At 71.5% G+C, this 14178-nt stretch carries 12 protein-coding genes; 2 read left to right on the top strand and 10 right to left on the bottom strand.

Annotated elements, in window-relative coordinates:
* Positions 1 to 20 precede the first annotated feature (20 nt).
* Together ACZBH1_RS04210 and ACZBH1_RS04205 are read left to right on the top strand one after the other, a co-directional pair.
* Entirely contained in the window at positions 21 to 1682 is a 1662-nt protein-coding gene (locus tag ACZBH1_RS04210) for a PucR family transcriptional regulator (protein WP_463645602.1), read from the top strand.
* 90 nt (positions 1683 to 1772) lie between these two features.
* The gene (locus ACZBH1_RS04205) at positions 1773 to 3326 is read left to right on the top strand and encodes an HNH endonuclease signature motif containing protein (protein WP_463645601.1); all 1554 of its coding nucleotides are present in this window, start codon (positions 1773 to 1775) and stop codon (positions 3324 to 3326) included.
* A gap of 135 nt (positions 3327 to 3461) precedes the next feature.
* Here the strand turns inward: ACZBH1_RS04205 and ACZBH1_RS04200 are convergent, their stop codons facing one another.
* The 10 genes from ACZBH1_RS04200 to ACZBH1_RS04155 all read right to left on the bottom strand — a co-directional run bounded on the left by ACZBH1_RS04200 (position 3462) and on the right by ACZBH1_RS04155 (position 14167).
* Positions 3462 to 4502, bottom strand: coding sequence for a zinc-dependent alcohol dehydrogenase family protein (locus ACZBH1_RS04200; protein WP_463645600.1), 1041 nt, complete (start codon positions 4500 to 4502; stop codon positions 3462 to 3464).
* 41 nt (positions 4503 to 4543) lie between these two features.
* Positions 4544 to 4894 carry a cupin domain-containing protein gene (locus ACZBH1_RS04195; protein ID WP_463645599.1) on the bottom strand — a complete coding sequence of 117 codons (351 nt, stop codon included), beginning with the start codon at positions 4892 to 4894 and terminating at the stop codon, positions 4544 to 4546.
* On the bottom strand, positions 4891 to 6321 hold the full coding sequence (locus ACZBH1_RS04190; protein ID WP_463645598.1) for an NAD(P)/FAD-dependent oxidoreductase: 1431 nt from the start codon (positions 6319 to 6321) through the stop codon (positions 4891 to 4893). Before ACZBH1_RS04190 ends, ACZBH1_RS04195 begins: the two co-directional genes overlap by 4 nt.
* Positions 6322 to 6479: 158 nt before the next feature.
* Complete coding sequence (locus ACZBH1_RS04185; RefSeq protein WP_463645597.1) at positions 6480 to 7037, bottom strand: isochorismatase family protein; 558 nt, start codon at positions 7035 to 7037, stop codon at positions 6480 to 6482.
* A gap of 45 nt (positions 7038 to 7082) precedes the next feature.
* On the bottom strand, positions 7083 to 8738 hold the full coding sequence (locus ACZBH1_RS04180; protein ID WP_463645596.1) for an amidohydrolase: 1656 nt from the start codon (positions 8736 to 8738) through the stop codon (positions 7083 to 7085).
* Positions 8739 to 8758: 20 nt separating this feature from the next.
* Positions 8759 to 9688, bottom strand: coding sequence for an ABC transporter permease (locus ACZBH1_RS04175; RefSeq protein WP_452324027.1), 930 nt, complete (start codon positions 9686 to 9688; stop codon positions 8759 to 8761).
* Positions 9685 to 10629 (bottom strand): ABC transporter permease, encoded by a 945-nt coding sequence (locus ACZBH1_RS04170; protein WP_378880126.1) that lies wholly within the window; start codon positions 10627 to 10629, stop codon positions 9685 to 9687. Before ACZBH1_RS04170 ends, ACZBH1_RS04175 begins: the two co-directional genes overlap by 4 nt.
* On the bottom strand, positions 10622 to 11806 hold the full coding sequence (locus ACZBH1_RS04165) for an extracellular solute-binding protein (RefSeq protein ID WP_336393606.1): 1185 nt from the start codon (positions 11804 to 11806) through the stop codon (positions 10622 to 10624). Before ACZBH1_RS04165 ends, ACZBH1_RS04170 begins: the two co-directional genes overlap by 8 nt.
* An 84-nt stretch (positions 11807 to 11890) precedes the next feature.
* Entirely contained in the window at positions 11891 to 13093 is a 1203-nt protein-coding gene (locus tag ACZBH1_RS04160) for an ABC transporter ATP-binding protein (protein WP_463646654.1), read from the bottom strand.
* Positions 13094 to 13378: 285 nt separating this feature from the next.
* Positions 13379 to 14167 carry a DNA-formamidopyrimidine glycosylase family protein gene (locus ACZBH1_RS04155; protein ID WP_463645595.1) on the bottom strand — a complete coding sequence of 263 codons (789 nt, stop codon included), beginning with the start codon at positions 14165 to 14167 and terminating at the stop codon, positions 13379 to 13381.
* Positions 14168 to 14178 lie beyond the last annotated feature (11 nt).

Here is a 14178-nt window from a genome sequence, read left to right as displayed (position 1 = left end):
AGCAGAAGTGTGGTGCAACGGTGCCCGACCGTCGCGAGGATCGCTCCATCCATACGGACCGTCTGGTCGCGGGATCGGCGCTCGAGACCCTTCCGACGATCCGCGAGGTCATCGCCCTCGACGCCGTCGTCCAGGGGGTGCCGGAGGTGCTCGTGGGCGACCAGGCGCTCGAGCGCCGCGTGCGGTGGCTCCACGTGTCCGACAACGCCGGTGTGGCACGGCTCCTCGACGGCGGCGAGCTGCTGCTCTCCACCGGTGCGTCGTGGCCCGAGGACGCGGCCGATCTGCGGCGATTCATCGGCGAGCTGGACGACGCCGGGCTCTCCGGCCTGATCCTCGAGCTCGGCACCCACTACCGCGACGTGCCGCCGGCGGTGGTCGAGGCGGCGCGGGAGCGGGGGCTGCCGCTGATCATCCTCCACCGCGAGCTGAAGTTCATCACGATCACCGAGGCCGTGCATGCCCGCATCATCACGGGGCAGACGGATGCGCTCCGCGCCCGCGACGAGGTGCGCGAGCGGTTCACGGCGCTCGTGCTGCGAGGCTCCCCCGCGGACTTCATCGTCCACCAGCTGGCGCAGACGCTCGGCGCTCCCATCGTCCTGGAGAACCTCGGGTACGAGGTCGTGGCCGCCGAGGTCCCCCTCGCGATGGAAGAGGAGCTCTTCACGGAGTGGGAGCTGCGGTCGCGCTCGGCCCACCGGCGCTCGGAGCAGCGTCGCGAGCGCGGCGTGGCCGCCGGCGCCGAGGACTGGCTCATCGTGCCGGTCGAGGCCCGCGGCATCCGCTGGGGGAATCTCATCGCGCTGCCCGGGCCCGAGCATCCCGCCGGGCGCACTGCCGTGCTCGAGCAGGGCGCGATCGCCCTCGCGGTCGGTCGGCTCGCCGACGGCGACGCGGACGAATGGGCCCGTATCGGGCGCCGCCGCCTCGTGGACGGTCTCCTCGCCGGTCGGTTCGCGGGAGTCGGAGGGGCCGCGGCGCGACTCGAGGCCGCCGGCCTGCCGCTGCGCGGGGCGAAGCTGTACGGTCTCGTCATCTCGGGGGCCCCCGTCGCGGCGGAGCGGGCGGATGCCGCGGCTCGCGCCCTGCGCGGCCGAGCCCTCGCCGGCTCGGCTCCGTCGGGGGTCGTCGCGCCCGCCGCGACCGTCCTCCTGTCCCTGCCGGTGGACGCAGTGTTCGACGACGACGCCGTCCTCGCCTTCGCGCGGTCGCTCGTCGAACCCGCGGACGCCGAGCGCGTGACGGTGTCGGTCGGGCGCGCGTCCGAGGGCATCGACGCGGCGCTCGCGTCGGTGCACGAGGCCGTCGACCTCGCCGGGGGCCGTCGGCGCCGCCCCGGTCGCGGGCCGCAGCTGCGTCGCGCGGAGAACCGCCCGCTCGTCCAGCTCGTGACGGCGCTGCGCGACGACCATCGCGTGCTCGAGCACGGGGAGCGCATGCTGGCGCCGCTCATCGCGCACGATCTCTCCCGTTCCGGCGACCTGCTCGACGTGCTCGAGGCCATGCTCGCCCACCCCGGCAACCGCACGGCGGCGGCGGCGGCATCCCATCTCTCCCGATCGGTGTTCTACCAGCGGATCGCGCTCATCGAGGAGCTGCTGCGCGTCGACCTCGACGACGGCGAGACCCAGACGGCGCTCCACCTCGCGCTGCTTGTGCGCAGGTCGGCGGGGCGGTGAGTTCTCCGTTGCTGAGCGCCACCACGGCGCCACCTGCAGACCCCACGGAGTGCCGTGCGCGATGTCGGACGTGGTCGCCATACTGAAGTCATGACATTCATCGAACATATGTGCGAAGCTGTCGACCGGCTTCGCGTGTTAGGGGAATTGGATGTCGAGGCGGGTGAGCTTCCCGCGTCTGCGTCGCGGCTGAGCGATGGATCTGTGCGCGAGCTGCTCGCCGAGACGAGCGGACTCGCGAAGCAGATCGCCGCATTGCAGGCTGTGGTCGCAGGGGTCGCATCGGCGCGCTCTGCTCGCGACCGCGGCCACACCGGCTTCACGCAGCAGACCGGGCACCGCAATGCCGTCGAACTCCTGCGCGACCTGACCGGTGCGACGCGCGGCGAGGCGACGCGGGCGGTGAAGGTCGGCGAAGCGCTACTCGACGGCCTCGGGAGTGACGATGGCGTCGACTCTGCGCTGGACACGGATGCGACCGGGGGCAAGGAAACGCCCGTGATTTCGCCCCTCTGGCATGAGCCGCTGCGCGAAGCCGTGCTGGCAGGCCTGATCACGACGGCCCAGCATCACGCCATCCGCAGCGGACTCGGCGAGCCGCCGGTCATCGATGGGCGCGAACCGGATGCCGTGATCGCGGCGTGGCGCGCGGCGGCGGGGGAGCTGGTCGCAGACGCCGAGACGTGCACTGTCGAAGACCTCTCGGCTCGCGCCCGCGCGCTGAAAGACATGCTCGACCCGGCGGGAGCCGAAGAGAGGTTCGCCGCGCGATTCAGCCAGCGTGGGCTTCGATGGACCACCGGCGCAGACGGGCTGCCGCGGGCGATCATCACCTTCGACGACGAGATGGGTGCCTGGGTTCGCGGCCTGCTCGATGCGGGACTCGCCCCTCGACGTGGCGGCCCACGGTTCGTCGCCGAGGATGAGAGAGCGGCGGCGGAAGACCTCGTGCGCGATCCACGCACCAACGAGCAGCTCGCCTATGACCTGCTCGTGGACGTCCTTCGCGCGGGCGCGCTCGCCGACGCCGTCGACGTGTACGGCACGAAAGAGGCGGGTGTGCGGCTGGTCACGATGACGGATGCCGTAACCGGCGAGCTCGTGCGGCGAGATGTGTTCGGCCGTCTCGTGACGACGGCGCACTCCGACGACGGCACCGTCACGCTTCCGGGGTCGGCTCTGGAGCGCGCGATCTGTGCGACGGGCACTGTCGAGGTCACGATCGACACGTCAGGCAATCCGCTTGATGCCGGCCGTGAGAGTCGCCTCTTCACGGCGAAGCAACGACTGGCGCTGGGGATCAGAGATGGTGGATGTCTCTGGCCAGGCTGCGATCGCCCACCCGCATACTGCGAGGCGCATCATTGCGAACGGTGGTCGGACGGTGGCCGTACGGATTGCAGTGTCGGCGTCCTGCACTGTCGATTCCACCATCTTCACCTCCACAACCGCGGGTGGCGGATCAGCGGCGATGGCGGCAGCGCCTTCATGCTTCATCCGCCGCCGAACGTCGATGACAAGCCGATCCGGCTGCGCTCCAAGTCTCCGTTGCGGTGGCTCTGGGATCCACCGCCCGGTCGAACAGGATGGCGTACCCCGCCCGCCTCGCCTGCGCAGGAACCGATCTTCCGGCGCAGCGCCTGAGCCGGGTTCGGCATCGACCCTCACGTGCTGGAGACCTGCGTGCGCACGCCCGTTCCACCGGTGGGCGATCACGCCGGCCTTGCGGCGCACCCCACCCGAGCTTGCCGCGCACCCCACCCGAGCGTGCGGCGTGCCTCACACGCGGTGCGGGTCGATCATCGTCATGCCGGCGGGCGTGGCCTGGTCGAAGCCGGGCAGCATCCCGGCCGCCTCGTCGAGGTCGATGACGCGCTCGATGAGGCGCTCGGGGTCGAGGGCACCGCTCTCGATCAGCGCGAGCATGCCGGGGTAGTCGGCCGCGGCCATGCCGTGGCTGCCGAGGACGTCGAGCTCCCACGCGATCACGCGCGCCATCGGCACGCGCGGATGCCCTTCGACCGGAGGCAACAGCCCGATCTGCACGTGCCGGCCGCGGCGGCGGAGGCTGTGGATGCCGTCGGCACAGGTCTGCTCGCTGCCGACCGCGTCGACCGACACATGCACGCCACCTCCCGTGAGCTCGTGGACGGCGGCGGGGATGTCCCGGCCATCGGCCACGAGCACGCGATCGGCGCCGAGCGACCGAGCCACGTCGAGCGCAGCCGGGTTCCGGTCGACCGCGACCACGCGCGCCCCGAGCGCCTTCGCGATCATCACCGCGCTCAGTCCGACGCCGCCGGCCCCGACGACCGCGACCCACTCGCCGTGCGCGAGACGCGCACGACCGACGAGTCCGCGGTATGCCGTGGCGAAGCGGCAGCCGAGGCTCGCGGCCGCCTCGAAGCTGACGGACTCGGGGATCGCGACGAGGTTCATGTCGGCCGCGTGCAGGGCGACGTACTCGGCGAACGAACCCCGGTGTGTGAAACCGGGCTGCTGCTGATCCGGGCACACCTGTGCCTCGCCGTTCAGACACCACTCGCAGCGCCCGCACCCGCACACGAACGGTACGGTCACGCGGTCGCCGACCGCCCACTTCTCGACGCCTGCGCCGACCTCGGCGACCACTCCGGCGAGCTCATGCCCGGGCACGTGCGGCAGGGCGACCTCGTCGTGCCCCGCCCAGGCGTGCCAGTCGCTGCGGCAGAGGCCGGTCGCGTGGACGCGCACCACGACCCCGCCGTCCGGCGCGCTCGGAACCGGGATGTCCCGGACCTCGGGCATCACACCGATGGCGTCGTACACGACAGCTCGCACCGCGACATCCTCTCATCCGGTTCGCGCCACGACCGACGGGATCAGCCCGCGAGGTACACCTTCCGCAGCGTCTCGCGCACCGTCCACACCGTGCGCATCCCCGCGGTGAGCCGCACGACCGATCCAGGCCGCAGCTCGATCGGCTCGAGAGCCGGGTCGTCGAACGACACCGTGGCGGCGCCCGCCAGCACGACGAACACCTCGTCCGCCTCGACATCCGTGGACGTGCCCGGCGTGTGCTCCCACACCCCGATCGTGTCGGTCAGCTCGACGAGGCCGGCGGCCGGCGCGCCCGCCACGACCAGCTCGGCAGGCACCGGTTCGAGGGGGAGCGTCAGGGCGACGGCATCCGTCACCGTCCCGGGCTCGAGGCCGTCGAACGGCGACGTCACGAGTCGAACCCCAGTCCCAGCGCGTCCAGCGTCTTCAGCAGCAGGTTGCGCCTGCCCCCGTTGTGGTCGGCGCGGTCGAGGGACCAGCGGGTGGCGTTGATGCCGATCGACGCGGCGGGCTCCGGCGGAAACGGGAGCGGGCGCTTGCGCACCATCTCGAGCTCGGTGCGCTCGTTCGACACCCCGTCGAGCAGGTCGAGCATCACCTCTCCGGCGAACCGGGTGGAGCCGACGCCGAGTCCGGTGAAGCCCGCGGCGTAGGCGACGCGGCGGTCGCGCGCGGTGCCGAAGAACGCCGTGAACTGCGTCGACGTGTCGATCGCGCCGGCCCACTGATGGGTGAAGCGCAGGCCCTCGAGCTGCGGGAAGGTCGTGAAGAAGTGGCTCGCGAGCTTCTGCCAGGTCTCGGGCCGGTGCTCGTAGGCGGGGTCGACCCGGCGGCCGTAGCGGTAGATCGCGTCGTAGCCGCCGAACAGGATGCGGTTGTCCTTGCTGAGCCGGTAGTAGTGGAACTGATTGGCCAGGTCGCCGATCCCCTGGCGGTCCTGCCAGCCGACCGAGGCGAGCTGCGCGTCGGTGAGCGGCTCCGTCATCAGCACATAGTCGTAGACGGGCACGGTCATCAGGCGGTTGCGCTTGATGAGCGACGGGAAGACGTTGGTGCCGAGTGCGGCGCGGGATGCCTCCACCCGGCCGCCCTCCGTCACCGCGACGACGCCGGGTCCGCTCGTGTCCAGCCCCGTGACGCGCGTCCGCTCGAAGATCTCGACGCCGCGCTCCTCGCACACGCGCGCGAGCTCCGCGGCCATCCGGGCGGGGTGGACCATGCCGCAGGTGTTCCGCTCCCACACCGCGGCGAGGTAGGTCGGGGAGTGGACGGCCGCCTGCGCCTCGGACCGGTCGAGGAAGACCACGCCCTCCTCGCCCTCGGCGGCCCACTCCTCGAGCCACTCCACCTGGTGCGGCTCGACCGCGGGCGCGAGCTGCCCGGTGCGCTCGAACTGGAAGTCCATCCCATAGCGGGACTCGGACGCCTCGATCGCGTCGAGGTTCTCCCGCCCGAGACGCTCGAGCGTCGGCATCTCGCGCGGCCACCGGGCCATGCCGTTCTCGTGGCCGTGCGTGAGGCTCGCCTCGCAGAACCCGCCGTTGCGCCCCGAGGCGGCCCACCCCACCCGCTGCGCCTCGAGGACGACCACTCTCGCATCGGGTTCGCGCTCGGTGGCCAGCAGCGCCGTCCACAGGCCGGTGTACCCGCCGCCGACCACCACGAGGTCGGCCCCCGTCGTCCCGGCCAGCGACGGTCGGTCGGGAGTGAGGCTCTGCGGGAGGTCGTCGCGCCAGAAGACGGAGTGCTTCGCCTCGGCGAGGGAGTGCTGGACGACGGATGCCGCCGGCCGCTGTCGTTCGAAGACGGTGGTGCCCACGGGGATCAACTCCGATGCATGAGAGGTGCTCCCATCCTGGCCGCTCGCCGTCACGCGAGGCGGCGGGCGGTGTCGGGAGTTGCCGCCGCGGTCGGACAGGTTGTGTCGGACCGCCCGCTGATCGGTGCGGGGCGCCCGGTCGTCCCGGACCCGCGAGGTCAGCGAGCGGCGAGCTCGCCGACGAGCGCGTCCACCGTGCGGACGCGGGCGTACGTCCCGTCCAGCGCGGCCATGAACGCCACGTGCACCTGCTCGCCCGGCACGGTGCGACCGTCGTATGCAAGGTCGGGCGCCGCGCACGCGTCCTCCGCCACCGCGACGGAGAAGCCCAGATCGGATGCCGCGCGCACGGTGGCATCCACGCACATGCTCGACATCATCCCGGCCACCACGACCTCGTCCGCGGCAGCCGCGCGCAGCAGCGCCTCCAGGCCGGTGCGGAGGAAGGCGTTCGGCTCGTGCTTGACGACCACGTGCTCCTCGCCGTCCGGCGCCACCCGCCGGTCGATCTCCACGCCCGGTGTCCCCGGTGCGAAGAAGGAGGCATCCGCGTCGTCCGACACGTGCTGCACGTGCACCACCCGCTCACCCGTGGTGCGGAAGACGGCGAGGAGCCGGGCGGCGGCGTCGGCTGCGGCATCCGCGCCCACGAGAGGGTGCCGGCCACCGGGGAAGTAGTCGCGCTGGATGTCGATGAGGAGCAGGAGTCGGGTCACCGCAACAGCATAGAAGTCGGCGACCGCCGAACCGGCGACCGGGGATCAGGCGTCGGGAGAGGCGAAGACGCGCTCGCCCTCGACGAAGGTCTGCAGCGCATGCGTCGCGCCGATCTCCTCCGCGGGCCCGGCGAACGGATCGCGGTCGAGCACGACGAGGTCGGCGAGCTTGCCGACCTCGATGGTGCCCGTGACGTCGTCGAGGTGGTTCACCCACGCCGAGCCGGCGGTGTAGGCGGTCAGCGACGTCGCCAGGTCGATCGCCTGCTCGGGGAGGAACGCGTCGTACTCGCCCTCCTCATGGCCGGGGGCGGCCGTGCGGTTCACCGCGGTGTGGATGGCCGCCATGGGGTCGGGTGTCGAGACCGACCAGTCGCTGCCGGCGGCGAGCACCGCTCCCGCTCGCAGCAGATCGCCGAACGGGTACTGCCACGCGCTTCGCGGCTCGCCCAGGAACGGCAGGGTCAGCTCGACCATCTGCGGCTCGTACGTCGCCCACAGCGACTGCATGTTGGCGGCCACGCCCAGCTCGCGGAAGCGGGGGACGTCCTCGGGGTGCACCACCTGGATGTGGGCGATGTGATGACGGTTGTCGCTCCGGCCGTTGAGCGCGATCGCGCGCTCGACCGCGTCGAGGCACTCGCGCACCGCGCGGTCGCCGATCGCGTGGAAGTGCACCTGGAAGCCCTCAGCGTCGAGGATCGGCACCGCCTCGGCGAGCACGGCCGGGTCGACGAACGAGATGCCGGAGTTGTCGGTGAAGTGACCATGGCCGTCGCAGTAGGGCTCGAGCATCGCCGCGGTGAAGTTCTCTGCGACGCCGTCCTGCATCACCTTGACCGAGGTCGCCGCGAACCGGCCGGCGCGGTAGCGGTCGCGGCGCTCGAGGATCGACGGGATCTGCTCGAGGCCCTGCGTGCGGTCCCACCAGACGGCGCCGACGACCCGCGCGGTCAGGGTGCCGTCTGCCGCGGCCCGGAGGTAGGCGGGGCCCGGGTCACCGGCGTCGCCGTACGACCCGACGATGGCGTCCTGCCATGCGGTGATGCCGAACGAGTGCAGGTACCGCTGGCCGAGGAGGAGGGCGTCGGTGAGCCGCTCGAGGGGCTCCTCGGGCAGCAGGCGGTTGACCAGGGCCATGGCCCCCTCGTGCAGCGTTCCGGACGGCGTGCCGTCCGCGTCCCGCTCGATGCGGCCGTCGGCCGGGTCGGGGGTCTCGCGGTCGATGCCGGCCAGGCGCAGCGCGGCCGAGTTCACCCACGCGCCGTGCCCGTCGCGGTTGGGGAAGAACGCGGGGCGCTCGCCGGTCACCGCATCGAGGGCGGCGGCCGTGGGGGTGCCGCCGGGGAAGGCCGACATCTGCCAGCCGCCCCCGAGGATCCACTCGTCGGACGCATGGTCGGCGACGTAGCCGGCGATGGCCTCCAGGTACTCGGCGGCGGTGCCGAGCTCCGACAGATCGCAGCGCAGCATGTCGAGGCCGCCCCACACGGGGTGGACGTGCGCGTCCTGGAACCCGGGGATCAGCATCCGCCCCCGCAGGTCCACGAGCTCCGTCGACGGCCCGACGAGCTCGCGCACGTCGTCGCCGCCGACCGCCACGATGCGGCCGGCCCTCACCGCGACCGCGCTCGCGCGGGAGCGCACGGTGTTCGCGGTGAAAACAGGGCCGCCGGTGAAGACGAGGTCGGCGTGGGTCACGGAAGGTCTCCTTCTGAAGGTCAGCCGCCCGTCATGGTGCGGGCGATCTGCGTGGCCGAGTCGCCCGCCCGTCTGAGAACCAGCGCGACGAGCGCGAGGGCCACGAGCGTCAGCAGCAGCATGATCGTGGAGACGGCGGCGATCTCGGGGCGCAGGCCCGACCTCACCGCGCTCAGCACGTACACCGGCCACGGGGTGGTGCCCGAGACCTGCACGAAGGCGGCGACGATCGTGTTGTCCAGACTCAGCGTGAAGGCCAGCAGGAAGCCGGCGAGCACCGCCGGCATGGCCAGCGCCAGCGTCACCCTGCGGAACGTCGTGAACGGCTTCGCGTACAGATCGGCGGATGCCTCCTCGAGGTGGGAGTCCTGGCCCACCAGGCGCGCCCGCACGATGTACGAGACGACGGCCGTGGCGAACAGCGACGAGCCCACCGAGAGGCGCACGATGCCGTCGTTGAACATCGAGAGGCCGAGGTCCTGGCCGAGGAACACCAGCCAGGGCAGCAGCGCCACGGCGTCGACGATCTCGGGGGTCACCGACACCAGCAGGAGCAGGCCCAGGAACCACCACACCCACTTGCCGGGGTGGCGGGCCATGGCGATGCCGGCGAGGGTGCCGAGCACCGTCGCGATGACGGCGGCGATGAAGGCGGTGATGAGCGAGACCCGCACCGCGCTCTGGATCGCGGGTTTGGCCAGGATCGTGCCGAAGGCGTCGAACCCGAAGCCGTCCCACGACACGAGCAGGCGGCCGGTGTTGAAGGAGTAGACGACGATCACGATGATCGGCAGGAACAGGAAGAGCATCACCAGGACGCCCCACACGGTGAAGGCGATGTCCGACCACGATCGGCGTGCGCGGCGCCGCGGCGCCGCCGCCGTGCGGGTGTCGCGCTGCTGCGCCTGCAGGATCGTCTCGGTCGCGGTCATCGTCTCGGGGGGAGTCATGTCGTCACCTCCACGGTCGCCGCGGGCGCGGCATCCGTCGTCGCCGTCTCGGACACGGGACCCAGCACCAGCCGGTCGCGGCTGCGGAAGGGCAGCGCGATGAGCCAGATGAGCACGGCGGCGACGCCGATGGTCAGCATGATCACGAGCATCAGCAGCACGGCCATCGCGGAGCCGAGCGCCCAGTTCTGTGCGGTCTGGAACTGGCTCGCGACGAGCTGCCCGACCATGTTGCCCTTGGCGCCGCCGAGCACGGTCGCGGTGATGTAGTCGCCCATCAGGGGGATGAACACCAGCAGCACGCCGGCGACGATGCCGGGCTGCGAGAGCGGCAGCGTCACGCGGAAGAAGGTGGTCACCTTGCCGGCGCCGAGGTCCTTGGAGGCCTCGCGCAGCGCCGGGCCGACGCGGTCGAACGCGACGAACAGCGGCAGGATCATCAGCGGCAGGTAGTTGTAGACGACGCCGATGACGACGGCCGTGCGGGTGTAGAGGAGCTCCAGCGGGCCGTCGAGCACGCCGATGCCCTGCAGCAGCGACGAGAGCCAGCCTTCCGGCGCGAGGATCACCTGCCACCCGATGGTGCGCACGAGGAAGTTCGTCCAGAACGGCACGAGCACGAGCGCGATGAGGATGCCGCGGCGCTGCGGCTTGACCTTGAACGCCATCCAGTACGCCACCGGCGCTCCGATGAGGAAGCAGAGCACGGTGCCGATGACGCCGACCCACAGCGTGTTCGCGAACGTCGCGAAGAAGGTCGGCGACACCGCCTCGACGTACCGGTCGAACGACAGGATGTCATTGGCGTGGGTGCCGAAGACGCCCGGCTTGTACCCGAAGCTGAACCACACCACCATCGCGACCGGCGCGACGAAGAAGAGCAGGAGCCACGCCCACGCCGGAACGGCGAGCGCGGCCCCTGCGGAGCGGTTCTCACGCACCTGCTGCGGCCTTCATCTCGTTGTAGATCTCGACCCGCGTGGTCTGCGAGTCGTTGAGCTCCTGCTCGTGCATCGTCTCGAGCTGCTCGGGGGTGAAGAAGATCATGTCGGCCAGCTCCAGGCCGCCCTCCGTGGCCGCGGCCTCCATGTCCTTGCCGCCGACGTTGTAGCCGATGTAGTCCAGGTTCAGCGCGAGGTTCTCGGGTGTCATGGAGAAGTCGATGAACGCGTGGGCGGCCTCGGGGTGCGGGGCGCCGGCGGCGATGGCCCAGTTGTCCATCCACAGCTCCGTCTGCGGGCCGGGGAGCACCCACTGCCAGCGCTCGGGCTCGCTGGACTCGAGCAGGCCGAGACGGGCGTCGCCGTTCCACGCCTGCATGAGGACCTGCGTGCCCTGGGGGATCGCGTTGGTGCCCGGGTAGGAGTCGAACGCCGAGATGTGCGGCGCGATCTGCTCGACGAGGAACTGGCGGCAGGCCTCGAGCTCCTCGGGGTCGTCGGTGTTCCAGTCCATGTCGTTGGCCCAGAAGTAGGCGCCGATGATGCCGGCGGGGTCGTCCGACATCGCGGTCTTGCCGCTCGCCTCGTTCTGCGCGGCGTCGAAGAAGTCCCCCCAGGTGCTGAGCTCGCGGGTGATGACCGTCTTGTCGTACACGAATCCGGTGGTGCCCCACGCCTTGCAGACCGAGTAGTCGTTCTCCGGGTCCCATGCACGACCGAGGAACGCGGGGTCCATGTTCGACATGTTGGGCAGCAGGTCCTTGTTGAACTTGGTCAGCAGCTCGTTCTCGATCATCTGCGGGATGAAGACGCCGGTGGGCACGACGATGTCGTAGCCGGAGGTCCCCTTGGCGGCGACGAGCTTGGCGATGAGCTCCTCGTTCGAGGAGTAGGAGTCGAGCGTGACCTTGGGTCCCAGCTGGTCCGTGAAGGCGGCGATGACGTCGGGCGAGTCGTAGTCGCCCCACGTGTAGATGGAGAGGCTGTCCTCCAGGTCGCCGCCGGTCGCCTGCGGGGCGGGGGAGCCGCCGCCGCCGGGCGAGCAGGCGGCGAGCACGGTGGCGCCGCCGGCGAGGGCAGCCAGGCTCAGGAAGCGCCGGCGCGACAGCTCGCGGACGATCGAGGGCGCGGATCCTTCGGGAGCGAGGATGCGCAGCGGGTTCCGGGGCTGGGTCACGAGTACTCCTGGTTCGGGTCGGATGCCGGAAGGGCGGATGCCGCGGCGGCGGCCGGCTCGTCGGGCACGGGTTTCGGGTGTGGATCAGACGGTCGGGGGTGCGATGTAGCCGCCCTGCTCGGCGGCGCCGTCATCGGCGCCGGGGAACAGCAGCACGTGGTGGGCTGCCCACGTGCAGACCACCCGGTCGCCGACGGCGAGAGGCGGCGCGTCGGGCGTCGGGCGTCGGACGATGAGGCTCTGGTCGGCGCCGAGCTGCACGAGGTACTGCATCGTGTCGCCGAGGTGCGAGACGCCGATGAGCTCGCCCCGCGCGGTGTTCGCCTCGGTCACGCCGGCCGCTCCCTCGCCTGCGCCGGCCGGGGCATCCCGCTCGATGCGGATGTATTCGGGGCGGACGGCCGCCTCACCCAGATTGGTCGTCGTGAGCACGGGGGAGGCCGCCCGCACGAGCGCGTGCGGGGAGGAGATCGCGGCGCCGGCCTCGGCGGTGGGACCCCGGAAGAAGTTCTGCTGCCCCACGAACGCGGCGACATAGGCGGACGCGGGACGGGCGTACACCGTGTCGGCGTCGGCCAGCTGCTCGATGCGACCCGACCGCATGATGGCGATGCGGTCGCTCATCGAGAGCGCCTCGCCCTGGTCGTGCGTCACGAAGATGAAGGTGATGCCCAGCCGCGACTGCAGGAGCTTGAGCTCGAGCTGCATCTCCTCGCGCAGCTGCCGGTCCAGCGCGCCGAGGGGCTCGTCGAGGAGCAGCACCGCGGGCCGGTTCACGAGGGCGCGCGCCAGGGCGATGCGCTGCTGCTGGCCGCCGGAGAGCTGCGCCGGCTTGCGGTCGCCGAAGCGCCGCATCTGCACCAGGTCGAGGGCCTGCGTGACCCGCTCGCGTACCTCGGACTTCGGCGTGCGCCGCTGCTGGAGTCCGTAGGCGACGTTCTCGGCGACCGACAGGTGCGGGAACAGCGCGTAGGCCTGGAACACCGTGTTGACGTCGCGACGGTACGGCGGGACGCCGCGCACGGGGCGCCCGGAGATGCGGATGTCGCCGGCATCCGGCTGCTCGAATCCTGCGATCATGCGCAGGGTCGTCGTCTTGCCGCAGCCCGACGGGCCCAGCAGCGAGATGAACTCGCCCGGCTGCACCGTGAGCGAGAGGTCGTCGACGGCGATCTGGTCGCCGTAGTACTTCGTCACTCCCGAGAGGACGACGGCGCCGCGGGCGGCCTCGCTGTCGGTGGGAACCTGCTCCGCCGGATTCGCCGCGGTCGCCGTGCCTGTGGACATCGTCACCTCGTGAGGTCCTTCTGATCATCGGGTCGCGCGACGTTGCGCGACCCCTATCGGGTGTGTCACGTATTCAATATCGCGCGGTGCCCCCCTGCAATGCGCCCGAGAGCGAACCAGACGATCCGAGGCGTCCCATGGCCCCCGCCTGACAGATCGTCCGGAGTTGTGTAACGGGCAGGCGACCGCGGCGTTTCAACGGCTCGACGTCGAGTGCGTCCGCGTCGGTGGCCGTCGGGCGACAGTTCGTCCGTCGCGCATCGTGATGAAAGCGTGGCCGTGCGGTCAGCGCTGACAGGTCGGGCACCAGAACACGATGCGCTCGCGGGTCGGGTCGGCGCCGAGGCTGCCGCCGCGGATCAGCGTCCCGCAGCGCCGGCACGGGCGGCCTTCGCGACGGTACACCCACGTGGAGCGGCCGGGTCGCGCGTCGCCGGTGAAGGTGCGCCCCGAGCGGTCGCGGTTCGCGCGGATCATGCGTGCCCCGAGGTCCACCGCGGCGGCGGTGTCGGTCTGGTTCGCGGGGGTGGTGGGCAGGATGCCGCGCACGAAGAGGATCTCGTTGGCGTACTCGTTCCCGAAGCCGGCCACATTGCGCTGGTCCTGGATGGCGACGTGGATGGGGCGTGTGTCGGCCGCGAGCCGTCTCGCCGCCTCTGCGGGGTCCCATGCGTCCGAGAGGGGGTCGGGCCCGAGGTAGCCGACGAGCGCGTCCTCCTCGGCGGTCGGAACGAGCGTGATGTCGGCGAGGTCGAACCCTACCGTCTCCCACTCCGTCCCGTCGGGCGCGGTCGCGCCGATGACGGCCCGGGCCCGGAACCCCGCGGCGTGCCAGCGCTCGCCGCGCCGGTAGACGTGCCATTCGCCCTCCATCTTGAGATGCGTGTGGAGGGTCCACGTTCCGATGCGGTGCAGCAGGTGCTTGCCGCGCGCGACGACGTCGTGCACGACCTCGCCGCGCAGGTCCGCCGTCGCCGCCTGCGGCACGCGAAGCTCGAAGCGCGTCACGCTCGCGCCCGCGAGCGCCGCGTTCAGCCGGCGCGCCGCACGGAACACGGTGTCGCCCTCAGGCACGGCACCTCCTG

The organism is Microbacterium sp. ZXT2-5, from assembly GCF_055329545.1.
The sequence above is the reverse complement of the archived record's forward strand: the minus strand, read 5'-3'. Positions and strand labels throughout refer to the sequence as shown.